General features: G+C 62.7%; 18 protein-coding genes and 1 pseudogene. 13 read left to right on the top strand and 6 right to left on the bottom strand.

Features of this window, described 5'->3' with window-relative positions; genetic code table 11:
* From BEN47_RS19350 to BEN47_RS19360, 3 genes are all read left to right on the top strand, one after another.
* Positions 1-543 (top strand): alpha/beta fold hydrolase (locus BEN47_RS19350; protein WP_139147395.1); only part of this gene is annotated, 543 nt, incomplete at its 5' end.
* Positions 544-621: 78 nt separating this feature from the next.
* Positions 622-918, top strand: coding sequence for a putative quinol monooxygenase (locus BEN47_RS19355; protein ID WP_070730927.1), 297 nt, complete (start codon positions 622-624; stop codon positions 916-918).
* A 279-nt stretch (positions 919-1,197) separates the two neighbouring features.
* Positions 1,198-1,980 (top strand): hypothetical protein, encoded by a 783-nt coding sequence (locus tag BEN47_RS19360; protein WP_125921824.1) that lies wholly within the window; start codon positions 1,198-1,200, stop codon positions 1,978-1,980.
* Between the two features lie 51 nt (positions 1,981-2,031).
* Here BEN47_RS19360 and BEN47_RS19365 read toward each other — a convergent pair whose 3' ends face one another.
* The 4 genes from BEN47_RS19365 to BEN47_RS22740 form a co-directional block, all read right to left on the bottom strand.
* Positions 2,032-3,039 (bottom strand): J domain-containing protein, encoded by a 1,008-nt coding sequence (locus BEN47_RS19365; protein WP_070730932.1) that lies wholly within the window; start codon positions 3,037-3,039, stop codon positions 2,032-2,034.
* Between the two features lie 33 nt (positions 3,040-3,072).
* A complete protein-coding gene (locus BEN47_RS19370) occupies positions 3,073-3,975 on the bottom strand; it encodes a histone deacetylase family protein (protein ID WP_070731187.1) in 903 nt (300 codons plus the stop codon).
* A 190-nt stretch (positions 3,976-4,165) separates the two neighbouring features.
* Positions 4,166-8,401 (bottom strand): choice-of-anchor Z repeating domain-containing protein, encoded by a 4,236-nt coding sequence (locus BEN47_RS19375; protein ID WP_158011117.1) that lies wholly within the window; start codon positions 8,399-8,401, stop codon positions 4,166-4,168.
* A gap of 237 nt (positions 8,402-8,638) precedes the next feature.
* Entirely contained in the window at positions 8,639-9,640 is a 1,002-nt protein-coding gene (locus tag BEN47_RS22740) for an MOSC domain-containing protein (protein ID WP_317039537.1), read from the bottom strand.
* A gap of 368 nt (positions 9,641-10,008) precedes the next feature.
* On the opposite strand from BEN47_RS22740, the gene BEN47_RS19385 reads away from it, so the two are divergent.
* From BEN47_RS19385 to BEN47_RS19400, 5 genes and pseudogenes are all read left to right on the top strand, one after another.
* Entirely contained in the window at positions 10,009-10,953 is a 945-nt protein-coding gene (locus BEN47_RS19385) for a M48 family metalloprotease (RefSeq protein ID WP_070730936.1), read from the top strand.
* Positions 10,954-11,065: 112 nt separating this feature from the next.
* Complete coding sequence (locus tag BEN47_RS19390) at positions 11,066-11,980, top strand: PhzF family phenazine biosynthesis protein (protein ID WP_070730938.1); 915 nt, start codon at positions 11,066-11,068, stop codon at positions 11,978-11,980.
* A gap of 60 nt (positions 11,981-12,040) precedes the next feature.
* Positions 12,041-12,363, top strand: a pseudogene (locus tag BEN47_RS22375) (DNA-formamidopyrimidine glycosylase family protein); the annotation flags it as partial.
* Positions 12,355-12,903 (top strand): Fpg/Nei family DNA glycosylase, encoded by a 549-nt coding sequence (locus BEN47_RS19395; protein WP_239691681.1) that lies wholly within the window; start codon positions 12,355-12,357, stop codon positions 12,901-12,903. The pseudogene BEN47_RS22375 and the gene BEN47_RS19395, both read left to right, overlap by 9 nt.
* 374 nt (positions 12,904-13,277) lie before the next feature.
* Positions 13,278-13,517: a hypothetical protein gene (locus BEN47_RS19400; RefSeq protein WP_070730941.1), complete on the top strand. Its 240-nt coding sequence runs from the start codon at positions 13,278-13,280 to the stop codon at positions 13,515-13,517.
* 80 nt (positions 13,518-13,597) lie between these two features.
* Here BEN47_RS19400 and BEN47_RS19405 read toward each other — a convergent pair whose 3' ends face one another.
* Positions 13,598-14,641, bottom strand: coding sequence for an SDR family NAD(P)-dependent oxidoreductase (locus BEN47_RS19405; protein ID WP_070730943.1), 1,044 nt, complete (start codon positions 14,639-14,641; stop codon positions 13,598-13,600).
* A gap of 190 nt (positions 14,642-14,831) precedes the next feature.
* Here BEN47_RS19405 and BEN47_RS19410 point away from each other — a divergent pair, with 190 nt between their 5' ends.
* Positions 14,832-15,341, top strand: coding sequence for a hypothetical protein (locus BEN47_RS19410; RefSeq protein ID WP_125921825.1), 510 nt, complete (start codon positions 14,832-14,834; stop codon positions 15,339-15,341).
* A gap of 112 nt (positions 15,342-15,453) precedes the next feature.
* The gene (locus BEN47_RS19415; RefSeq protein ID WP_070730946.1) at positions 15,454-16,491 is read left to right on the top strand and encodes a bile acid:sodium symporter family protein; all 1,038 of its coding nucleotides are present in this window, start codon (positions 15,454-15,456) and stop codon (positions 16,489-16,491) included.
* A gap of 159 nt (positions 16,492-16,650) precedes the next feature.
* On the opposite strand, the gene BEN47_RS19420 is transcribed toward BEN47_RS19415, so the two are convergent.
* Positions 16,651-17,364, bottom strand: coding sequence for a dienelactone hydrolase family protein (locus BEN47_RS19420; protein ID WP_070730948.1), 714 nt, complete (start codon positions 17,362-17,364; stop codon positions 16,651-16,653).
* A 109-nt stretch (positions 17,365-17,473) separates the two neighbouring features.
* On the opposite strand from BEN47_RS19420, the gene BEN47_RS19425 reads away from it, so the two are divergent.
* From BEN47_RS19425 to BEN47_RS19435, 3 genes are all read left to right on the top strand, one after another.
* Entirely contained in the window at positions 17,474-17,746 is a 273-nt protein-coding gene (locus BEN47_RS19425; RefSeq protein WP_070730950.1) for an LLM class oxidoreductase, read from the top strand.
* Between the two features lie 161 nt (positions 17,747-17,907).
* Positions 17,908-19,077 (top strand): DUF4856 domain-containing protein, encoded by a 1,170-nt coding sequence (locus BEN47_RS19430; protein WP_070730952.1) that lies wholly within the window; start codon positions 17,908-17,910, stop codon positions 19,075-19,077.
* A 110-nt stretch (positions 19,078-19,187) separates the two neighbouring features.
* Complete coding sequence (locus BEN47_RS19435) at positions 19,188-20,309, top strand: imelysin family protein (protein WP_070730954.1); 1,122 nt, start codon at positions 19,188-19,190, stop codon at positions 20,307-20,309.
* Positions 20,310-20,415 lie beyond the last annotated feature (106 nt).

Below are 20,415 nucleotides of genomic sequence, written 5' to 3' on the forward strand. Positions count from 1 at the left end.
GGCCACCGCGTGGTGGCGCTGGACGGTCCCGCGCACGGCGCCTCGAGCGGCCGGCACACCACGCTCACGGGTTTTGGTGGAGCAGTGCAGGCGGTGGTGGACACCGCGGGGGAGGTGCGCGCCATTGTAGCGCATTCGTTTGGGGCGGCCGCGGTGGCGGGGCTGCCGGTGCGGCCCGCCGGGGCGCCGCTGCCGCGGCTGGTGCTGCTCAGTGCCCCCGTGAGCCCGCGCGTGGTAGCCGGCCGCTTCGCCGATTTTCTATACTTGTCGAACGACATCGTGGACCGGTTTGCCGCGCACATTCAGAAAACCACTGGCCGCACTGCCGATTCGTTTGCCGCTACGGCCGCCGGCCCGCGCATGGGGGCCGAAAAAGTATTGGTGCTGCACGACGAGGACGACGAAATTATTCCGTACTCAGAAGGCCGGGAAATTGCGGCGGTCTGGCCCGGTGCGGTATTCCACTCCACCCAGGGCCTGGGCCACAACCGCATTATGCGCGACGCCGACGTAATCCAAACCGCCGTGGCGTTCATTGCGTAGGTCGCCGCGGCGCCGGCGTCAGCCGAAATGCCGCTGCGTTTGTTAAGCATGGAAATTCACCCTTAACACCTTTCTCTTATGGTAAAAGTTGCCCTGTTGGTCCGCCTCGAAGTGAAGCCCGGCCACGAACAAACCGTTGCCGATTTTCTAGCCGGTGCCCTTCCCATTGTGGAGGCTGAGCCCGCCACCACCACCTGGTACGCCCTGCGCCTGGGCCCGTCCACGTTTGGCATTTTCGACACCTTCCCCGACGAAGCCGGCCGCAAAGCCCACCTAGCGGGCCAGGTAGCCGCTGCCCTGGGCACCCACGCCGACCTGTGGGCCAGCCCACCTCACATTGAAATGGTTGATATTCTGGCCTCAAAAGGCGCGTAAGCACGCCTGCTCCGGCCGCGGCCCTTTGGGCCGCGCCTGCCGCCTGGTAAGAATATCTGTTTGAGGGTTCTGCCCGCCAAGCCAGCTGTTCAGGTTTTTTACCTGAGTGGCTGGCTTTTTTGCGTTCATTATTGTTTACAAATATATGAATTACAACTATCTGTAATTGACAAACTACTGCTTATGCTACTGCTGGCTCGCATCGTACGGTCAACCTATTTGCCCTTGCAACTTATTTGGGAGAGCAAACGGACGGCTTATCTGCTAAGTGTCGCGCTGGTGACGGCATTTATATTGAGCATGGCGCTGGCCGTGGTCAACTACACCGGCATGCTGGCATTGCCGGGCATGTGGGGCAAGGTCCATTTCCTGCAGGCCGTGGAAATATCGTTTACGCTGCTGCTGTTTTTTGAAATGGTGAGCCTGGTGTTCGTTATTCCCGCATCCATTGCCAATTCCATCGGCAAGCAGATTGAAATTCTGAGCCTGATTTTGCTGCGGTCTTCCTTCAAAGAATTCTCACATTATAATTTCCAGCTTCCCCTGCAAAGCCAGCTCGAATCGGTGTATAAAATGGTGGCCGATGGCGTGGGCGCCCTGCTGGTTTTCCTGCTGCTTTCGGTTTATTACGGAATTCAGCGGCACCGCGCCATCACGCAGGAGGGCGATAAACTGCAATTTGTGTTGCTGAAACAATTCATCGCGCTGCTGGTGCTCATCACCCTGCTGGGCATGTACGGGTACGATGTTTTCCACATGTTTAGCAGCAGCCACTGGGTGCAGTCTGCGGACAGATTCTACATGATATTGATTTTTGGCGACCTGCTATTTATGCTCGTGGCCTTCCGGTATACGCTACATTACCCGGATATTTTCCGGTACTCCGCATTCGTGCTGGTCACGGTATTTATTCGGTTTTCGCTTTTGGCGCCGGTGTATTATAATGCGCTGCTCAGCTTGTTCTCCGTGGTCTTTGCCATCGCCGTGGTCTATTTCCACAACTTGTTCACCGATGGCCGGTTGGCGTACATTACCAAAAACCAGCCCGGAGGCAGCGATTGATTTCAACTGAAAACTGGTGCCGGGCCGGGAGCCCATGCAGTAGCAGCTGCGCTAGATGCTGCCCAAACCTTCGGCGGCCAGCTGCCGCAGCACTTCGCGCAAGCCATCTGACTCCCGCATGAGCAGCGCCACGTGCTGCACGTACTCCGCCTCGGCGCGCAGGTCGCGCTTGAGTTGGCGCAGCTCCAGCTCCTGCTTTTTGGTTGAAGTGCCCACAAAGCCGTTGGGGCCGTATTTCACCTCGTTCATTTCCTGTTTCAGGGTGATTTGCTGCTGGAGCAGGGCGCGGGTGTAGCGGGCCAGTACGTCGTCGGAGTCGGCATCGGCCGGGCCCGATTCGGCCAGCAGCTGCAGCAGGGTGTAGAGGTCGTCGGCTTCGTAGGCCTCCGTGATGCGCTGCATCTGGGCGGTTTTGCCGGCTTGCTTTTCGGGGTCGCGCTCCAGGTCGGGGTGATGGGTGCGGGCCAGTTGGCGGTAGATGGTCTTGGCGTTGGATTCGAGCTGTTTCTGGTCGGCCTGCTCGGCGTCTTCCTTGGCCCGCTGCGCTTTGGTTTTGCGGCGGGCACGGGCCGCGGCGGCGGCTTGCTCGTGCGGCGGCAGGGTAGGGTCGGGGGTGTAGTGCTCGGGCGTTCCGGCGCTGCGGCGCTGCTGGGCCTGGGCAGCGGGGTGGCGGTGGGTAGTGGGGGCGTATTTGCGCAGTATTTCGCCTTCTTCTTCGCCAAACCGTTCCTCCAGCGCCCGGGCATTGCCCACAATCAGGTCCGTAATCTGTTGCTCTTCCAGGCGGCTGAAGTAGCCCAGCAGCAGGGCCTCTTCCAGGGACGGAAACAGGCTGCGCCGGGCGGCTACCACGGCCGTGGCGGCGGGCCCCACCTGCTGCCAGTAGCGCCGGCGCGCCTCCGCCTGCTCGGCGCGCAGGTCGCGCAGCCGCTCGCGCAGGTTCTCTACGTCCAGAATAGCTTGCCGAAAAGCTTGTTGGGCAGGGGAGCCCGCCGGTTTTTCCTCGAGCCGCACGGGCACGGTAACAGGCGCGGGGTGCGCAGAAGCAGCGTTTTTCATGACTTGCAAAGGTAGGAAGGGGGCCGGGGGCGGCTAGGGCCACAGCTCAAACGCCACCCGAAACGTATTGCAGTGCGCGTCCACGATGTCGGCCAGCCGCTCGGAATAGCCGCCGCCCATGCTCACGGCCACCGGCAGCTGCTGCTCGCGGCACAGGCCCAGCACGTATTCGTCGCGTAGCCGGCAGCCGGCGGGCGTGAGGCTCAATTTCCCGAGCTTGTCGGTGGCCAGCACGTCTACCCCGGCCTGGTAGAATACGAAATTGGGTTTCACCTGGGCCAGCAGCTTCGGCAGCGCCTCGTGCAGCAGACGCAGGTATTCCCCATCTCCCGTGCCAAGCTCCAACGCAATATCCAGGTCCGACGTCTCTTTCCGCAGCGGATAATTAGCCCCGGCGTGCATGGAAAACGTGAATACCCGGGGCTCGTTCCGGAAAATAGCCGCCGTGCCATCGCCCTGGTGCACGTCTAGGTCCACGATGAGAACCTGCCGGGCCAAGCCCTTAGCCAGCAGGTGCGCGGCGGCAATGGCCTGGTCGTTCAGCACGCAAAACCCCTCGCCCCGGTCGGCAAAGGCGTGGTGGGTGCCGCCGGCCAGGTTCAGGCCCACGCCGTCCTGCAACGCGTGCAGGGCCGATTGCAGGGTGCCCGCGCTGCTGCTTAGCGAGCGCCGCACCAGCTGCGGGCTTTGCGGCAGGCCCAGGCGCCGCACTTCGGCCGGACTGAGGCGCAGGTCGCGCACTTTGTGCCAGTAGTCCGCCGTGTGTACCCGCAGCACGTCGGGCTCGGCGCACAGGCCGGGCTCGTAGAAGTCTTCGGCCGTTGCAATGCCCTGCCACAGCAATTGCTCGCGAATCAGGGCGTATTTGGCAATGGGGAAGCGGTGCCCTTCGGGAAGCGTGAGCGTGTAGTGGTCGGAAGTGGCGAGGCGTGGCATGGGGTCGTACATACCATAAATGAGCGGTGGAGGTTTATTATCAGCTGACGTTACACCGACGCGTGCCAGCCCACTACTGCGTAATAGCAGTGAATAATGCATATCATACATAAAAAAAACGCCCCGACTGCAAAGCCGGGGCGTTTTTTTGTGTGCAGGCCAGCAGCTGCGTCCGCTGGTTGCGCGCTGGTTATTCAACCACGAGGCGCTTGGCTACCAAGCCTGACGCGGTGCGCGCCAGCACGGTGTACACACCCGAGGATAGGGTGGATAAGGGCAGCTCCAGCGTCTCGCTGGCATCGGCGGCCAGGGTGCGGCTCAGCACCACGCGGCCTACGTTGTCAACGATTGTCACGGCCGTGGCCTGGTTGCCGCGCAAGGTGGCGGGCACCAGCAGGGTAGCCGTGCCGCGGGCTGGGTTGGGGTACACGCTGGCCAGCCGGGCCAGAGCGGCCGGGGCCGTGGCCAACCCACGGGCCTGGGTGGTGAAGAGCACCGCGTAGCGCCCGCCCGCCGTACCATTGGCGTTCAGGGTCAGGGTGATGGTGGGCGTGGTGCCCAGGTCGGTATAGGTGCCGGTGAGGCCGTCGCGCAGGTACGCGCGGTAGTTGGTCGGCAGGTTTTCCAGCTTGTCAACGGCCAGGGTGTAGGTGCCGGCCGCGAGGGCGGCTACGCGTAGGGGCAGCAGCGCATCGGCGCCGGTGAGGGTGGGCTGGCCGTTGATGGCCAGCGCCTCAGCAGCAGCGGTTTCGGTGTCCAGCGTCAGGCCGTTGGGGGCGGGCAGGGCGCGGGCATCAAAGGCGTTGTCGAAGGCGGGCGTGGCGCCTTGCTCAAAGTACACCACGGCCTGGGTGCGGGCAGTGGCACTGCTCAAGGCTAGCGTGAGCTGCGGGCGGGTGTCGGCGGTGCCGCGCTGGAAAGGCGTGGCGTTGGGCGTAGTGAGGCGGTCGGCGTTGGTGAAGGTGATGCTGCCGGTCTGGCCCGCTACGGTGCGTACAAAGAAGCCCTGGGCCACGGGCAGCACGTTGGTGCCGGTGTTCGTGGCTTGGCCGTTCACAAAGCTGGCGTAGGAACCGCTATACGGCGTGCGGCCGTCGCTCTTGTACACGTACAGGGCATTTTCGATGTTGACGGCCCGGCCGCTGTTAAGCACCGAAGACCAGTCCAGCGGAGCAGGATAGGGGTTGCCGCGCAGGTGCCAGCCGCTCTCGGTTTGGCCGCCGCGGGTGAGGGCGCCGGCTGTCAGGATGCCGTTGTTCAGGGTGCCCACAAAGTCGACAGTGGCCTGGGCCGGGATGTTGACGGTGTAGCCGCGCGTGGGTTCCAGCACGTCGCTGGTGGCCGTGGGCGAGAAGAAACCTTTGTCAAAGTCGATGGAGCCGCCGCTACCGCTGGTGTTCACGCGGGCTTCATTGTAGCCAAATACGTTCGGGAACGGCGTAATGGTGTTGCCCAGTGTGTTGTACGCCGGGTTCACCACGGGGGCAAACACCCCTGGCACCGTCAAATCGGCCACCGTGGTGCTGAGCACGGGCGAAGCGTAGTGGCGGTATCCCAGGCCCGGATTTGTGGGGGTGATGTAGCGCTGCACCGCGGTGGTGCCAATTACTGCCCCGCCGCGGTTGTCGACCAGCGCCGTGCCCGTAGCTGTGGATAGCAGGGTTAGGCCCTGGCCGTTGGTAGCTAGGTTGCCAGCTTCGAGGCGCAGTACCTGACTCACGCTTAACGCCTGGCTTAGCGTCACGTTGGCGGCGTTGCTCACCACCAGACTTAGTACGCGGCCAGGCAGGCCGGAACCGGTTACCTGGGCCGCGGTGCCGTTGTAGCCATAGTTGGCGTCGGGGCTAAACGAGCGAGTGCCCGTTACCTGCACGGCGCCCACGGCGCCAGTGGCCGCAATGCCGGCCGCATCGCAGATAACAAGATTAGCTCCGGCCTGCAATACAAAGCTGCCGGGGCCATTGAGTACCTGGCAGGCTTGTACCAACGCGCCCCCGGCCTGTACCGTGAGGGTGCCGTTTACCGTAAGGGTGCCGCCCAGCGTGGCAACGCCGGTGCTCGTCACGGTCACGTTGTTGTAAATGCCGGAGATGGTTTGGGCAGAGCTTACCACCAGGTCGGTCAGCGGGGCTGCCGTGGTGGTGAAGGAAACCGTGGCCGGCGCGGAGGTTGCGCCGCCGGCGCAGTTGCTTACGATGCTCACCGCGTAAGCCGTGCTAGGTGCCAGGCCCGAGAAGCTCACGGAGGTAGCCGAAGCGGGCAGCGTTTGGGTGGTCGTGGCCGGGCTGGTCGTCACGGTGTAGCTGGTGGCCGAGCCGCTGCCGGTGAAGCTCACCGTGGCTGAACTGCTGGTGACGCTGCCGGCCGACAAGTTGGTGGGCGCGGTGCACGCCACCGGGGCCGGGTTCACGGTGAATGTAGCCGGGGCGGAGGTACCGCCGCCCGGCGCCGCGTTGGTCACCGTCACGTTGTAGGTGCCAGCCGTGGCCTGGTCGGCAGCGGTGAGGCCGATGGTGAGCTGCGTGGCCGAAACGAACGCGGTGGTGCGGGCCGTGCCATTAAAATTAACCACCGATGAGTTGAGGAAGTTGCTGCCGTTCACTGTCAGCGTTTGGGGCGCGGCACCAGCCGTCACGCTGGCCGGCGAGAGGCTGCTGATAGCCGGCACGGGGTTGTTGGCCACCGGGGCCGGGTTCACCGTGAACGTGGCCGGGGCGGAGGTGCCGCCGCCGGGAGCGGGGTTGGTCACCGTCACACCATAGGTGCCGGCCGTGGCAATGTCCGAAGCCGGAATGCTGGCCGTAACCTGCGTGGCCGATACGAACGCGGTGGCGCGGGCCGTGCCGTTAAAGGTCACGGCCGAGCCCGCGATGAACCCCGTGCCGTTCACCGTGAGGGTGAAGGCCGGGTCGCCGGCCGTGGCCGAGCTGGGGCTGAGGCTGCTGATGGTTGGGGCCGGGTTAGGGGCCGTCGTGGTGGTGAAATTGACTATAACGGGCGCGGAGGTAGTCCCTTCGGCGCAGTTGCTCACGATGCTCACCGTGTAGGCCGTGCCGGGCATCAGGCCCGCAAAGTCAACCGAGGTAGCTGAGGCGGGCAGCGTTTGGGTGGTCGTGGCCGGGCTGGTCGTCACGGTGTAACCCGTGGCCGAGCCGCTGCCGGTGAAGCTCACCGTGGCCGAATTGCTGGTGATGGCGCTGGCCACCAAATTGGTAGGCGCGTTGCAAGCCGGAGGAGCTGTGGTAGTAAACGTCACGGTAGCCGGGTCGGACATAAGCATACCGCCAAAGCAGTTGCTCACGATGCTCACTGTATAGGCGGTGCCGGGCGTCAGACCCGTAAAGTTGGCCGATGTGGCCGAGGCGGGCAGCGTTTGGGTGGTCGTGGCGGGCGAGGTCGTCACGGTGTAGCTGGTGGCCGAGTTGCTGCCGGTGAAGCTCACCGTAGCCGAGTTGCTGGTGATGGCGCTGGCCACCGGACCCGTGGGCGCGTCGCACACCGGGGGTGTTATGGGCACAGCGATGTCGACGACGTTGAAAGGAGCCGTCGAGGTGGCTGGAATTATGTTGAACTTGTTCGAGGTAAGGCCCGTCGCTAAATCAAGTCGGTAGATGTTGCTGCTGGAAAGGCCCGACGAGTTGGGAGCCGTCACCTCCGACAGGTACGCCACGTTGACTGTGCCAGTGTAATAGATGTCTATGTCAAATGCGATGGCATCGCCGATGCCAAAGCCCAGCAGCTTGATGGTGGCAATCGTATTCAGGGTGCCTGCATCCGGTGGATTCTGAGTCGACAGAATACCGTTGTTCAGTTCGTCCATGTCGTAGAGCGTGGTGCTGGTGCTCCCGATAAAGGAATTATCGTAGGCTATAGCGCCCACTCCGGGGTTGGCAGGTGTGCCCGTGGCATAGTTCAGGTTGATGTCGGTGGCCGCTACGGTGCCGTCTACCGGGTTGAGGCGGTAGTTGGCGTCGTTGGTGCTCACCACGCGGATGCGGTCCGAAGTGGGATTGAAGTCAAAACCAATTCGCTCGGTTGGACCTCCCAAAGCCAGCGTAAAGTCAGCGCTTCCGACTGGGGTGGCCACCCCAGTGGCAGGCACCAACGTGTACAGGCGGGCATTGGACGTGTTGGCCGACGCATTGTAGCCCAGTGCGAACAGTTGGCCGGTGTTGGGGCGGTAGTCCATGCCCACAAGCCGTTGACCAGCGCTGAGGCCTTGGATTTGTGAGGCAGGCCCTTGGATGCCATTGTCCTTGGTGGGCGAGAACGGGAAGATACCCTGCGCTCCAAGCGCCGCCCCCGATGGGAAAAACGGGTTGTTCCTGGGTACTTCCTGGCTTGTGGTACCAAGGGCCCAAATGGTGGTTTGCGCCTGCGATATGGTCCCAATCAACACTAATGCCGTGGCTAAGGCAGTGGCCATAAACCGCCGAAGCGGCCGTGCAGGCGGCAGCGAAAGTAAGTTTGTGTACATAGAAAGATGGAAAATTAAAATTAAAAAATATACCAATTCAAACAAGCTAACTACTTGGTCGCCTGTGGCGCTAGGTACGTATTTCTGCAAAATAAGGACACTCCCTTTTCGAAAATACAACGTATAGCTTGGACGTCCACGTCCGGGCCTTTAGTTCCTTCTCACAAACTGCATAGTATCTGACAGCTAGCCAACCACTCGCACCACGTCGCCCACCCGGATAAATCCGCCCTGGGCAATGTGCGCCGTGAGGCCGCCGTGGCCGCGCATGGCGTTGTAGCCGCCGGGGCCCAGCTCTTCCTCCATGCGGGAGCACGGGTGGCACTCGCCGGTGATGTCGAGCAGCACTTCTTCGCCGATTTGAATCTGACGGTTTTTCAGGGCCAGCAGGTTCAGGCCGCTCACGGCCAGGTTGCGGCGCAGGCGGCCGGGCGCAATAGGCTCGGGCAGGCCCAGAAAGCTGGCCACCGACGCCAGGGCCTCGTGCTGGATGAGGGTGATTTGCCGCTTGCCGCCGGCCTTGGGCCGGGCGTGGTCGCCGAGCAGGTGTGAGTCGGTCTTTAGCTCGGCTTCCAGCACCGCCACCAACGGCTCGCGCCGCGCCGGGCGCTGCCCTATCCACTCAATACGGCCGGTTTGGGGCAGGGTAGCCAGTAGTTTGGCCACCAGAGATTTATCATCGCCGAAGAAGGGGAATGCCATAGAAGCGGGGAGTAGGGAGGCGTTAGAGTTCGTCGGGCGTGCCAAAGCCCTCGCGGATTTCGGTGTGGCGGATTTGGCCGCCCAGGTTGCCCGCGCGGCCAGCAGCCCAAAGCTAAGCCCCGTGGCCACCAGTGCCAGCACGGCCACCAGGCGGGCGCGCGGCGAGGCGTTTCTCAGCAGCAGCAAGGCAAACAGGGCCAGGGCCGCTGCGCCCTCCAGTGCCCAAAAGCCCTGTTCGGCCGCCGCCTCGTGGTTGGCAATGAGGGCGCGGCTCACGCGGGGCAGGTTCAGCGCGATTTCGGACGCGCCCTCGCCCGTGAGCTGCGCGGGCAGGCACAGCACGCCCGCTGCCAGCACGGCCACCAGGCCGGCCCGCACCAGGGTGGTGTTTTTGCCCAGCAGGCCCACGGCCAGCAGCACCAGGGCAAACAAGCTGCCCATAATGGGGATGTGGTTAACGATGAGGTGCCAATGTGCTTGATTCATGCCTGAAGACTCTATGAAACGCGGCCGCGGCGGCCGGTACTGCAAAGCTAGCCCGGGCCGCCGCGGCCGCGCCCAGACGCAACCGTTTCGGCCCGGGCCGACTCTTACTAAATGAACTGCCAGCCGCCGCAAATCGTTATTTAACCAGCTACCGATGTGCTTCGCCGTGTGCTTTCAACTTGCCTTTGGCAATGAAAACCAGGCAGAGGCGTTTTGAGAGCAAAGGGCTGCTGGAATGGCTGTTAAACTCCTCCACCGGTGCCCTGAATAAGCAGGCGCTTATTGGGCCTTGTCGCTGTGTCAGGGTCATAATTTGGCACTGCGCTTGCCTTAGTAGGTTAGTAGTCATTCACCTCTGATTTTCCGCTATGACTTTCCTCCCTCGTTTGTTTACCCGTCTGGCCGCGCCGCTGCTGCTGGTCTTGCCCCTGGCGTTTGCAACGCCTGCCCAGGCCCAAACCGCCCCGGCGGCCACCGACGTTATCCGCGAAATCACGGATGCCGTGGGCCTCAAAGCCCGCTTCGAGCTACGCGCCACCCGCGAGATTGACAACGCTGCCGCCGTGGTCTACGGCGGCAAGCGGTTTCTGCTGTATAATCCCGACTTCCTGAACGCCGTAAACCAGGCCGGCCACACCGACTGGGCGGGCATCAGCATTCTGGCCCACGAAATGGGCCACCACCTCAACGGCCACACCCTGCGCGCCGGCGGCTCGCAGCCGGCCGATGAACTGGAAGCCGACGAATTCTCGGGTTTCGTGCTGCGCAAGCTGGGCGCCAACCTGGCCCAGGCCCAGGCGGCCATGGCCACCGTGCCCGACGGCGGCGGTTCGGCCACGCACCCCGGCCGCACGGCCGCGCCTGCCGCTATTGGCCAGGGCTGGCAGCGCGCCAGTGGCCAAATTGCGGCCAGCAACCGTGGCGCTGCTCCCTCGGCCGCGCCTGCCGTGATAGCCGCCCGCCGCCAGCCCGCCGCCAATAGCCAGCTGATGCGCCGCCTGCCCACCACCCAGGCCGACGACGAAGATGTGGTGGCCAGCAACGAATCGGCGGCTGGTGCCGTGCGCCTGGTGGGCCAGCTCACTTTCCGCAGCGACCCCAGCCAGCGCTATTACCTCACCAACGCCCTGAAAGTGGTGCGCGTGGACGACGAGGACAACGCCGAAGTAGTGGGCCGCATCACGCGCACTACCAATGGGACCTTCCCCTATGTGCTTACCGATAGCCAGCAGCGTCGCCTCTTCATCACGCCCCGCGGCGATGTGTACGACAAGGAAGGACAGCGCGTAGCCAAACTGCACGACCCATCGTAAACTTATCAGCGACATTGCTTTAGCCATAAGCCGACTGGTCCCAGCGACCGGTCGGCTTTTTTGTTTGGGTGCCGCTGGCGTTCCTTCGCGCCTCGCCCAACCCTTTTGCACCATGCCCCAACTGCCGTTCCTGCTCCTCGATGCTTTCACCACCCGGTCACTCAGCGGCAATCCCTGCGCGGTGGTGCTCGATGCCAATGCGCTGACGCCCGCCCGGCGCCAGCAGCTGGCCCGCGAGTTCAACCAGTCAGAAACGGCTTTTGTGGACTGGGCCGATGCCGGCAGCACGGAGTTTACGGTGCGGTTTTTCACGCCGGCCGAAGAAATTCCGCTGGCCGGGCACCCCACCATTACCACCGTGGCAGCCCTGCTGCACGCGGGCCGCGTGGTACTGCCCGCCGACGGCTCGCCCCTGGTCCTGACCCTGCACCTGCTGCACGGCCCCATTCGGGTAGATGTGCTGCCCGCGGCGGCCGGCCAGCTGCCCCTGATTTGGATGACCCAGCGCCGGCCGGTTTTTGGCGCCGTGCACGCCCCCGAAGTGGTGCTGCCGCTCTTCGGCCTCACGCCCGACGACCTGCTGCCCGGCGCGCCCATCCAAACCGTGAGCACCGGCACCCCGCAGCTGATGGTGTTGCTCCGCGACCACGCCGCCCTGCGCCGCGCCCACGTAGCCGATGCCGCCGGCCTGGGCCGCTACCGCGCCGAAAGCGACTTTTTCAGCCCGCACCTGTTTTGCCTGGGGGGCGCCACGCCGGCCGGCCACACCTTTGCCCGCCACTTTGGCACCCCGCCCGATATCTCGGAAGACCCCGTCACGGGCTCGGCCACGGGCGGCATGGCGGCGTACCTGTGGCACCACGGCTACCTCAATTCGCCCGATTTTATGGCCGAGCAGGGCCACGATATGGGCCGTGCCGGTACTGTGCAAGTGCGCATCAGCGGCCCGCGCGAGGCCATTGAGGCCGTGCAGATTGGCGGCACGGGCGTGGTGGTGCTGGAAGGCAGCCTGCGCGGGGATTTGTAGGAGCTGGGGTTGTAACCGGGAGCGGATTTGGGTTGTTAAGGAATAGTCAAAAAGAACGTCATGCTGAAACGCTCAAATTCTCATCTTTCGTCCGTGCCCGAATTACCCGAAGTAGAAACCTACCGCCGCTTTATAGATGAATTGGCCGTGGGCCAGACCATTGCCGCCCTGCAGGTGAACGATGCCCACGTACTGGCCACGCCCGAAGACCAGCTCCGGGCCGGTTTGGTGGGCCGCACCATCTCGGGCACAGCCGGCTGGGCAAGAACTGCTTTCTGGAACTCGATAATGGCCAGGTGCTGGTGCTGCACTTCGGCATGACCGGCGATGTGGGCGCCTACCGCGACGAGCCTGATGCCCCGCGCTTCACCCGCGTGGCCCTGCACCTCGAAGAATCCGGCCTGCGTCTGGCGTTCATCGACCCGCGCAAATTTGGCCGCATCCGATTGGCCGAAAGTGCCGCCGCGCACCAGAAAGCGAAGAAAATAGGCCCCGACGCCCTCGCCATCACTGCCGCCGAGCTGTACCAGAAACTGGCCCGCCGCAAAACCCTGCTCAAGCCCCTGCTGCTCGACCAAGGCATCACCGCCGGCCTCGGCAACTGGATAGTGGACGAGGTGCTGTTTCAGGCCAAAATCCACCCCGAGCGCCTGGGTATGTCACTCACCGAAAAGGAAGGCAACGCCCTGCACGCGGCCGTGCAGCTGGTGCTCACCACCGCCATCAACCAGGAAGCCAACTACCGGCATTTCCCGGCCAGCTTCCTCATTCACGCCCGCGAGTGGGACACGTCGGCCACACCCACCAGCCACGACGCCCACACCTTTTGCCCGCGCCATCCAAAGGTGAAAATAGAGAAGACTTACATGGGCGGCCGGGCCACCTACACCTGCCCCAAGTGCCAGCCCGCACCCGGTTTGTAATCTGGTGGAAGCCCTGGGGGCTGCTGTGGTAGATTCCTGAGACGACGAGCGGACAGGTGCCGAACGAAAAAAATGTCACGGAGAATTAAATAATAGCATAGTTGATAAAAGTAATTTGCATGGCCAGGGGGAAGAAGTTGCTGTGATTCGTAAAACCCATTGGTAATAAATTGCTTATCGCCATAAATGATGATTCAACCCAGCGGTTCATCATGTTCTTTATTGCCGGGTAGCACGCAGTACAACGGGGTTGGTGTCGGCTGTTGAGTGCAATATTTTGCGGTTGGAAAGGTTGATAAATGCGAACAGGGCCTTTTATGGCCCGCCTGTTGCTAGGGTTAGCATCTCCGACTTTCATCAATTCCGTTACCGATATGCTGCGCACCATTTTCTTATTCGCCTGCCTGCTGGGGTTGTTTGCTGGTACTGATGCCGTTGCGGCCCGGCTCCCCAAGGGAAAAATAATGCCGGGCAACCACCGCCCGGTGTACAGGCGTTACGGCCACCACGGCCTGTTTGACAGAGGCGGCCTTTTTGATGGTTCGCGCAGCAAAATGAAAGCCCGCCCGGCGGGTGGCAGCCGCCTGATTAAGAAGCGTCGCGGCACTTTGTAAATTATCAATTCACGCCAAAGCGCGTCAGCAGGCAGCCTGGGCTGCTCGCTGACGCGCTTTTATTGTTTCTATTCGTAGCTCTATACTTCGTTGTTCTTCACGGCGGCCTTGCGGGTGAGGGCCGTGAGGGGCGACCTGGTAATGGCGCTTTGGCTCTCGTAGCCGGTGCGGCGCACGTTGGCGGCGGGGCTTTCGCCGGTGGCGGGCAGGGCCCGGTTGAGCCAGCTCAGGATGTCGGTGGTGGTGCCGGGCAGCAAGCCGTGGAAGGCTGCCAGTAGCTTGGCGGGCAGCGAGAGGATAACCTCGCCGTCGCCGCGGCGGCAGGCATTCCAGATTTGGCGGGCGGCTTGCTCGGCGCTCATCGTGAGGCCGGGGAGCGAGTCGGCGATGCTGAACCAGGCAAACTCTTTTTTCTGCTGGCCCTTCACCAGGGCGTGGCCGGGGCTGCCGGTGCGTAGCAGACCGGGGCACACCGTGGTCACGCTGATGCCGTGCTGGCGCAACTCGGCTCGGAAGCCTTCGGACAAGCCCACCAGGGCAAATTTACTGGCGCTGTAGGGCGTCATGTGGGGCAGGGCCACCTTGCCGCCCAGCGAGGAAATATTCACGATGCGGCCCTCGCCCCGGCGGCGCATGCTCGGCAGCACGGCCTGCATGGCGTGCAGCGGCGCCCAGAAGTGAATGGCCATGGAGTCCTCGTAGTCCCGCAAATCCATGTTGTCGAGCGGCCCGCCCACAATAATGCCGGCGTTGTTGATGAGGACGTCAATGGTTCCGAACCGCTTTTCAACTTCCGTCACCATGGTCTGTACTTCGGCCTGGTTGGTGATGTCGTGGGCCAGGGTCAGCACGTCGGCTTCGGCGGCGCCGGCCATCAGCAGGTCCTGGCGGGCGCGGGCCAGCTCGGCTTCGTCGCGGGCGCAAATGGCCACTCGGGCGCCTTCGGCCACGGCCTGCCGGGCCAGCACGAGGCCCAGCCCGCGCGAGCCGCCGGTGATGAGCACGACGCGCCGGCTCAGGTCGTAGGAGCCGCGGCGGTTGCTCCAGAAGTTGGCGGCGAGGGCTGCCGCGCCGAGGCCGGCGGCCAGCAGCCAGTTTTTATTGGTGCGTTTGTCGTGTTTCATAGATGGTTGTATGCCAAATGCGGCCTAAAGGTTGCACGGCGCCGCCAAGACCGGCGTTTTTTCGGTGGGCTCTGGCACGAAACGTGGTTGGAGGCGCGTTGGGAAGGGAGCAAGCGGGGTTTCGCCCGATATTTGCCCCCGCCTACGCTTGTTTACAATTGGTATTGATTTCCCCCCCCCCCGCATGTATATGAAACTGTTGCTGCTCTCGTCGTTGCTGGCCCTGGCAACTGCCCCAGCCGTGCTGGCGCAGGCCCCAACTGCTGCCAACACCATCAAAACCAAGGTGAAGCCGGAGGGCCAGCCCAGCGTTAAAACCAAAACCACGCCGGCTGCTTCGGCGGCCCCCGTGGCAGGTCCTTCCGATGCCATGATTGATGCGAAGGCCAACGCCCTCACGGCCAACATGCAGCAGAACCTGGGCCTTTCGCCCCAGCAAACCGAGAAAATCCGTGCCATCAACCGCCGCGGGGTTGATAATGTGGAGACGGCCCGCGTCCGCTACCGCACTGACCCGCGCAAGCTGGCCGGCGTCGTGGAAAGCATTGGCAGCTCGCGCCTTTCGGCCATTAAGGAGGTCCTGACGCCGGCGCAATTCCAGAAATACCAGCGCAAGCGCGAAGAGAAGATGGGCGTGCCCAACGTGCAGGGCGTGCAGGGCAACCCCGCCCCCGGCCTGGGCAGCGGCGGCGACCAGTAAGCGCCTGTCCCGGCTACTTTGCCCAAACGGCGCCCGGCTTTGAGAGCCGGGCGCCGTTGCTGCTTCCGGGCGGTTAGCTCATCCTTATGGCAGTACTGGCTTATTTTGAGGCATGAATCAACCCGTTACCGCTGCGCCTGCCCCCAACCGTTTTGCCGCTTTACTTTCCCGCGCCGGGCTCGATTGGTTTCTGCTGGCCCTGATAGGCGTGGTGGCGCTGGCCTACTTTCTGCCTGGCCTGGGCAGCAAAACCAGCCCCATCCCGTGGAAACCCATCACCACCGCGGGCGTGGCGCTGGTTTTCTTTTTTTATGGATTGAAGCTGAGCTTTGAGAAGCTGCGGGCCGGCATGCGCAATTGGAAGTTGCACCTGCTGGTGCAGGCGGCCACGTTTGTGCTGTTTCCGGCACTGGCGCTGCTGGTGCGACCGTTGTTTGGGCCCGATAAGGGGGAACTGCTTTGGCAAAGCATTTTCTTCCTTTGCGCCCTGCCCAGCACCGTTTCTACCTCCGTCGTGATGGTGAGCATTGCGGGCGGCAACCTGCCGGCGGCCATTTTTAACGCCAGTATTTCCAGCCTACTGGGCATTGTGCTCACGCCGCTGCTGGCCAGTATATTTTTGAGCACCAGCGCCAACAGCAGCCAACTCTGGGGCCTGACCGTGCAGCTGCTCTGGCAAGTGGTGCTGCCTGTAGGGGCGGGGGTGCTGCTCAACGCCCGCTTCCACGCGTTTGCGGAGCGCCACAAGGCCGGCCTGCGTGTCTTCGACCAAATTACCATCCTGCTCATCGTGTTCACTGCCTTCTGCGACTCCTTTGCCGAAGGCATTTTCAGCCGCTATCTGCCGGCCGACGTTTTCAAGCTGGGCGCGGGCATGGTGGGACTGTACCTGGTGGTGTTCGGCCTCATCTGGAGTCTGAGCCGCCTGCTCCATTTCTCGCGGGCCGACCAGGTGGTGGCGGTGTTCTGCGGCTCCAAAAAGTCGCTGGTGCACGGCAGCGTGATGGCCAGCCTGTTGTTTCCGGCCAGTGCCGCCACGGGCCTCATTTTGCTGCCGCTCATGCTGTATCACGCCCTGCAGATTGTGCTGGCCAGCAGCATGGCGCAGTATTTAGGCCGGCAAGCAGCGGCAAAGCCGGTTGCAGCGTGAGGAGCTTTTGCAGAGGTTAACGTGGAATTGGAAACAAAAAAAAGAACGTCATGCTGAGCTTGCCGAAGCATCTCTACCGCGCAAGTAATTTATTTACTGTTGCGGTAGAGATGCTTCGGCAAGCTCAGCATGACGTTCCTTAAGCCTAGTGGTTATTGTCTACGCGCCCAGCTTTTCCTTAAAAAACGCCAGCGTCATGGCCCAGGCTTCTGCGGCGGCCTGCGGGTGGTAGCTGGGCCGCTCGTCGCAGTGGAAACCGTGGTCGGCGTAGGAAATAATGGTGTTGATGAAGGGCTTGCCGGCGGCTTCTACGGCGTCCGTTACTTCGGCAACGTGCTCTTTGCTGATGTGCTCGTCGAGCCCACCCCAAAAGAAGAGGTGCGGCGCGTGCAGGTCGGCGGCGCGGTCTTTCAGGGTGTGGGTGCCGCCGCCGTAGTACGACACGGCTGCCGCCAGGGGCAGCACGATGTTGGCCAGAAACGACACCTGGCCACCCAGGCAAAAACCGATGCTGCCAATCTTATCGGTCATCACCAGCGCCTGGGTTTGCAGCCAGTCGTAGGATGCCTGCAGGTCGGCCGCCAGGTCGGTGTGGTTGATGGCGCTGTAGTGCGGCATGGCGCCGGTGGCGAAATCGGAATAGGCAATTTCCAGGCCGGCAGGTGCGGTCCGGTGAAATAGCTCGGGGGCAATCACGGCGTAGCCGGCGGCGGCCAGGCGGTCGGCCACGCTGCGGATGTGGTGGTTCACGCCAAAGGCTTCCTGCAGCAGGATGATGCCGGGCACGGGGCCCGTGCTGCTTGGGAAGGCCGAGTAGGCGCGCATTTCGGTGCCGTCGGCTACCTGGAGAATGACGGTGTTGTGGTCGCTCATTAAGGAGATGGATTTATGATTGTTTGGGTGCGTAACAGCTAAATTCCCAAATGTTCATCCTTTTCCTATAACTCTGCTGCTGCGTTTCGGCAAGGGCGAGCGGGGGGCCTTGCCCACGCCCGAGGAAGTGCGCAACTACCGCTTCACGGCCGAAGACCAGCTGCACCTGCGCCAAAACCGCAGCCGCGTGGTGAGCGGCACCCCCGAGCAGGTACACGCCCAGTTCACGGCGCTGGCCGCCGACTACCAGGTGGACGAAATCACGGCCGTGACCATCACCGCGGACTTCCAGGACCGGCTACACTCCTATGAGTTGCTGGCCGAGGTGTTTGAGCTGAAAATGCCGCAGGAAGTAGCCGTGATGGAGGAGGCCGCAGGGTAAGCGCACGGGGTGAGCCGGAGGAGCGGGAAAACAAAAGCGATAAGAGTTGGGTTTTTATTTGGAACGATTCTAAATAGACCCTACTTTTGTAGAAGTTTAGAATGGTTCTAAACAAGGCCGGAAGCTGCTGGCCTGCTACCCTTCTCGTTTCACTACCCTTTATGACCCTCTTAAGCCGTACTTCCACCCTCGTATTGGTTGCCGCCGCGCTCAGCCTGACTTCGTGTAATAAAGAAGATTCCGTGGTCCCAGCCAGCCAGTCGTTGCGGGCCAAAATGGATTATGCTACCCTTACCGGTACCACTCCCTACACCACCTCGTTTAGGGATGCCAGCGGCGCTTCGACGGTGGACTTGGGTACGGCGGCCGTGCGGCTCGATATGTTCAGTGAGCTGAACAACTACATGGCCACCGTGGCCGTGCAGGCCCCAGCCACGCCCGCCACGCTGGACATTGCTAAGCTCCGCAACCTGTATAGTGGTGCAAATGCTCCGTTTGCGGCGGCTCCGCTGAATGTGGCGGCGGCTACCGGCGTATCGCTCCGCGAAAAAACGGCCGCTTCTTTCCCCGAGACTGGTGCCACCCCCGTGCGGGCTTACTTCGATGCCAAGCTGACCGAGCTGGCCACCGCCAGCCAGTCGGTGAACCAGGTGGCCACGCCCGGCAATGCCGGCCGCCTGGGCCGCTATCTCGTTGATGGCAACGGCTACGAAGTCAATCAGATTATTCAGAAGGGCTTGATTGGGGCCGTGCTGCTCGACCAGATTGGTAACGTGTTGCTGGCCAATGCGCCCCTCACGGCTGAAAACAGCAAGGTGGCCGCGGGCAAAGCCTACACCGAGCGCGAGCACAACTGGGACCTGGCCTACGGCTACCTTACCACCAACGCGACCATGGTCACGGACATTGCCATCACGCCCCGCGAGCGGTTTCTGGCCGGCTACCTCAACGAGAAAAACGGCCCGGCTTCGCCGGCAGTGTACATGGCGCTGCTGAAAGGACGCGCGGCCATTGTGAACAACGACGACGCCACCCTGAAAGCGCAGGCTGACATCGTTCGGACCGAGCTGGAAAAAACCATTGCCAGGTCGGCCGTGTCCTACCTCGCCAGCTGGAAATCGAACCCCGCGCTCGACGCCAAGGCGCACGCGCTGGGCGAAGGCCTGGGCTTTGTGTACTCGCTGCGTTTCTGCACCAAGTCTGGCGCTGATGCCGCCTGGGCCGACTCTGTGCTGAAAGGCCTGACCTCGAGCAGCCAAGGTGCCTGGACGCTCACGGCGGCGCAAGCCGATGCGGCCATTGCCGCCATCAACACCAAGTTTTCGCTGTAAAGCCGGCCGCTTTAAAATCATTTGCACCGCCTTTCTGGTTAAACCGGCCCAACACGCCCCGCGCAGTTGCCCGTTTCCCGACTCAATAATACCAGTTTCCTAATAGTGCCATGAGAAAGTCAATTCTGCTTTTTTCCTTATCGGTCGTGCTCGCAGCGGGTGGTGTGTCCAGCTGCAAGGACGTCATCGAAGGTCCCGAATCGTCGGCGGGTGGCACGTCGGACCTGGACCGCAAAGCCCTGCTCACGCAGTGGGCCGACACGTTGGTGATTCCGGCTTACAAGGGTTTTGGCAGCAAGCTCACGGCTCTGAAGGGCCAGACCACCGCCTTTACTGCTGCGCCCACCGCCTCGGGCCTGCAGGCGCTGCGGCAGTCCTGGCGCGAAGCGTACGTGGAGTGGCAGCGCGTGGAAGCGTTTGAATTCGGTCCTGCCGCCAGCGTTTCGCTCGCTAACCGCTTCAATATTTACCCCACCGATGCCGCCGGCATCCGCCAGAACATTGCGTCGGGCTCCTACAATCTTGAACTGGCCACGGCGGTTCCGCAGCAGGGCTTTCCGGCCCTCGACTTTCTGCTGAACGGCATCGCGGCCGACGACAACGCCATTGTGCAGTCGTACGTGGCGGCTCCCAACCAGCGCCGCTACCTCTCCGACGTGGTGAACACCATGGACCAGCTTCTGACCAGCGTACAGGCCCAGTGGAACGGCCCGTACCGCGCCACGTTCATCAGCGGCACCGGTACCAGCGCCGGCGGTTCGCTGTCGCTGCTCGTGAATGCCTACGCCCGCTACTACGAGCAGGCGTTGCGCTCGGGCAAAGTAGGGATTCCGGCCGGCGTGATGACGGGCGCGGCCGCTCCCAACAAAATGGAGGCCTACTACCACCGCGGTGCCCTGCCGCTGCAGCTGGCCCAGGTGGCCCACACCACGGTGCAGCGCTTGTTCAGCGGCCGTGCCGGCCAGCCTTCCCTGAAGTCTTACGTTGACGCCCTAGGCGCCAAAGACAGTCGCACGGGCGAGCCGCTGAGCCAACTCATCAACGCGCAGTTCGACGTGTCGGCCCGGCAGCTGGCTTCGCTTGGGCCCGACCTCCACACCACGCTGCAAACGCGCCCGGCCGCCGCGGTGCTCTCCTACAACGAGATGCAGAAAGCCGTGCGCCTGCTGAAAGTCGACATGACTTCGGCTATGAGCGTGAGCATTACCTACATAGACAACGACGGCGACTAGCGCCCGGGCATGGCCGGAAATAGAGGTGTGTTTCGGGGGAGGCGCATTGCCAATCACCGATTAAGGACGCCATCAATTCCTGGGTAAAGCGGATTGTCGACAGAAA

The sequence above is a fragment of the Hymenobacter lapidarius genome, from assembly GCF_001816145.1.
In the GTDB taxonomy this organism is placed as follows: domain Bacteria; phylum Bacteroidota; class Bacteroidia; order Cytophagales; family Hymenobacteraceae; genus Hymenobacter; species Hymenobacter lapidarius.

Bases quoted from the DNA above. Each gene is read 5' to 3' on its own strand.
- BEN47_RS19355 (WP_070730927.1), top strand. From the start codon at position 622: ATGGTAAAAGTTGCCCTGTTGGTCCGCCTCGAAGTGAAGCCCGGCCAC.
- BEN47_RS19365 (WP_070730932.1), bottom strand. From the start codon at position 3,039: ATGAAAAACGCTGCTTCTGCGCACCCCGCGCCTGTTACCGTGCCCGTG.
- BEN47_RS19370 (WP_070731187.1), bottom strand. From the start codon at position 3,975: ATGCCACGCCTCGCCACTTCCGACCACTACACGCTCACGCTTCCCGAA.
- BEN47_RS19375 (WP_158011117.1), bottom strand. From the start codon at position 8,401: ATGGCCACTGCCTTAGCCACGGCATTAGTGTTGATTGGGACCATATCG.
- BEN47_RS22740 (WP_317039537.1), bottom strand. From the start codon at position 9,640: ATGAATCAAGCACATTGGCACCTCATCGTTAACCACATCCCCATTATG.
- BEN47_RS19385 (WP_070730936.1), top strand. From the start codon at position 10,009: ATGACTTTCCTCCCTCGTTTGTTTACCCGTCTGGCCGCGCCGCTGCTG.
- BEN47_RS19390 (WP_070730938.1), top strand. From the start codon at position 11,066: ATGCCCCAACTGCCGTTCCTGCTCCTCGATGCTTTCACCACCCGGTCA.
- BEN47_RS19400 (WP_070730941.1), top strand. From the start codon at position 13,278: ATGCTGCGCACCATTTTCTTATTCGCCTGCCTGCTGGGGTTGTTTGCT.
- BEN47_RS19405 (WP_070730943.1), bottom strand. From the start codon at position 14,641: ATGAAACACGACAAACGCACCAATAAAAACTGGCTGCTGGCCGCCGGC.
- BEN47_RS19410 (WP_125921825.1), top strand. From the start codon at position 14,832: ATGAAACTGTTGCTGCTCTCGTCGTTGCTGGCCCTGGCAACTGCCCCA.
- BEN47_RS19415 (WP_070730946.1), top strand. From the start codon at position 15,454: ATGAATCAACCCGTTACCGCTGCGCCTGCCCCCAACCGTTTTGCCGCT.
- BEN47_RS19420 (WP_070730948.1), bottom strand. From the start codon at position 17,364: ATGAGCGACCACAACACCGTCATTCTCCAGGTAGCCGACGGCACCGAA.
- BEN47_RS19430 (WP_070730952.1), top strand. From the start codon at position 17,908: ATGACCCTCTTAAGCCGTACTTCCACCCTCGTATTGGTTGCCGCCGCG.
- BEN47_RS19435 (WP_070730954.1), top strand. From the start codon at position 19,188: ATGAGAAAGTCAATTCTGCTTTTTTCCTTATCGGTCGTGCTCGCAGCG.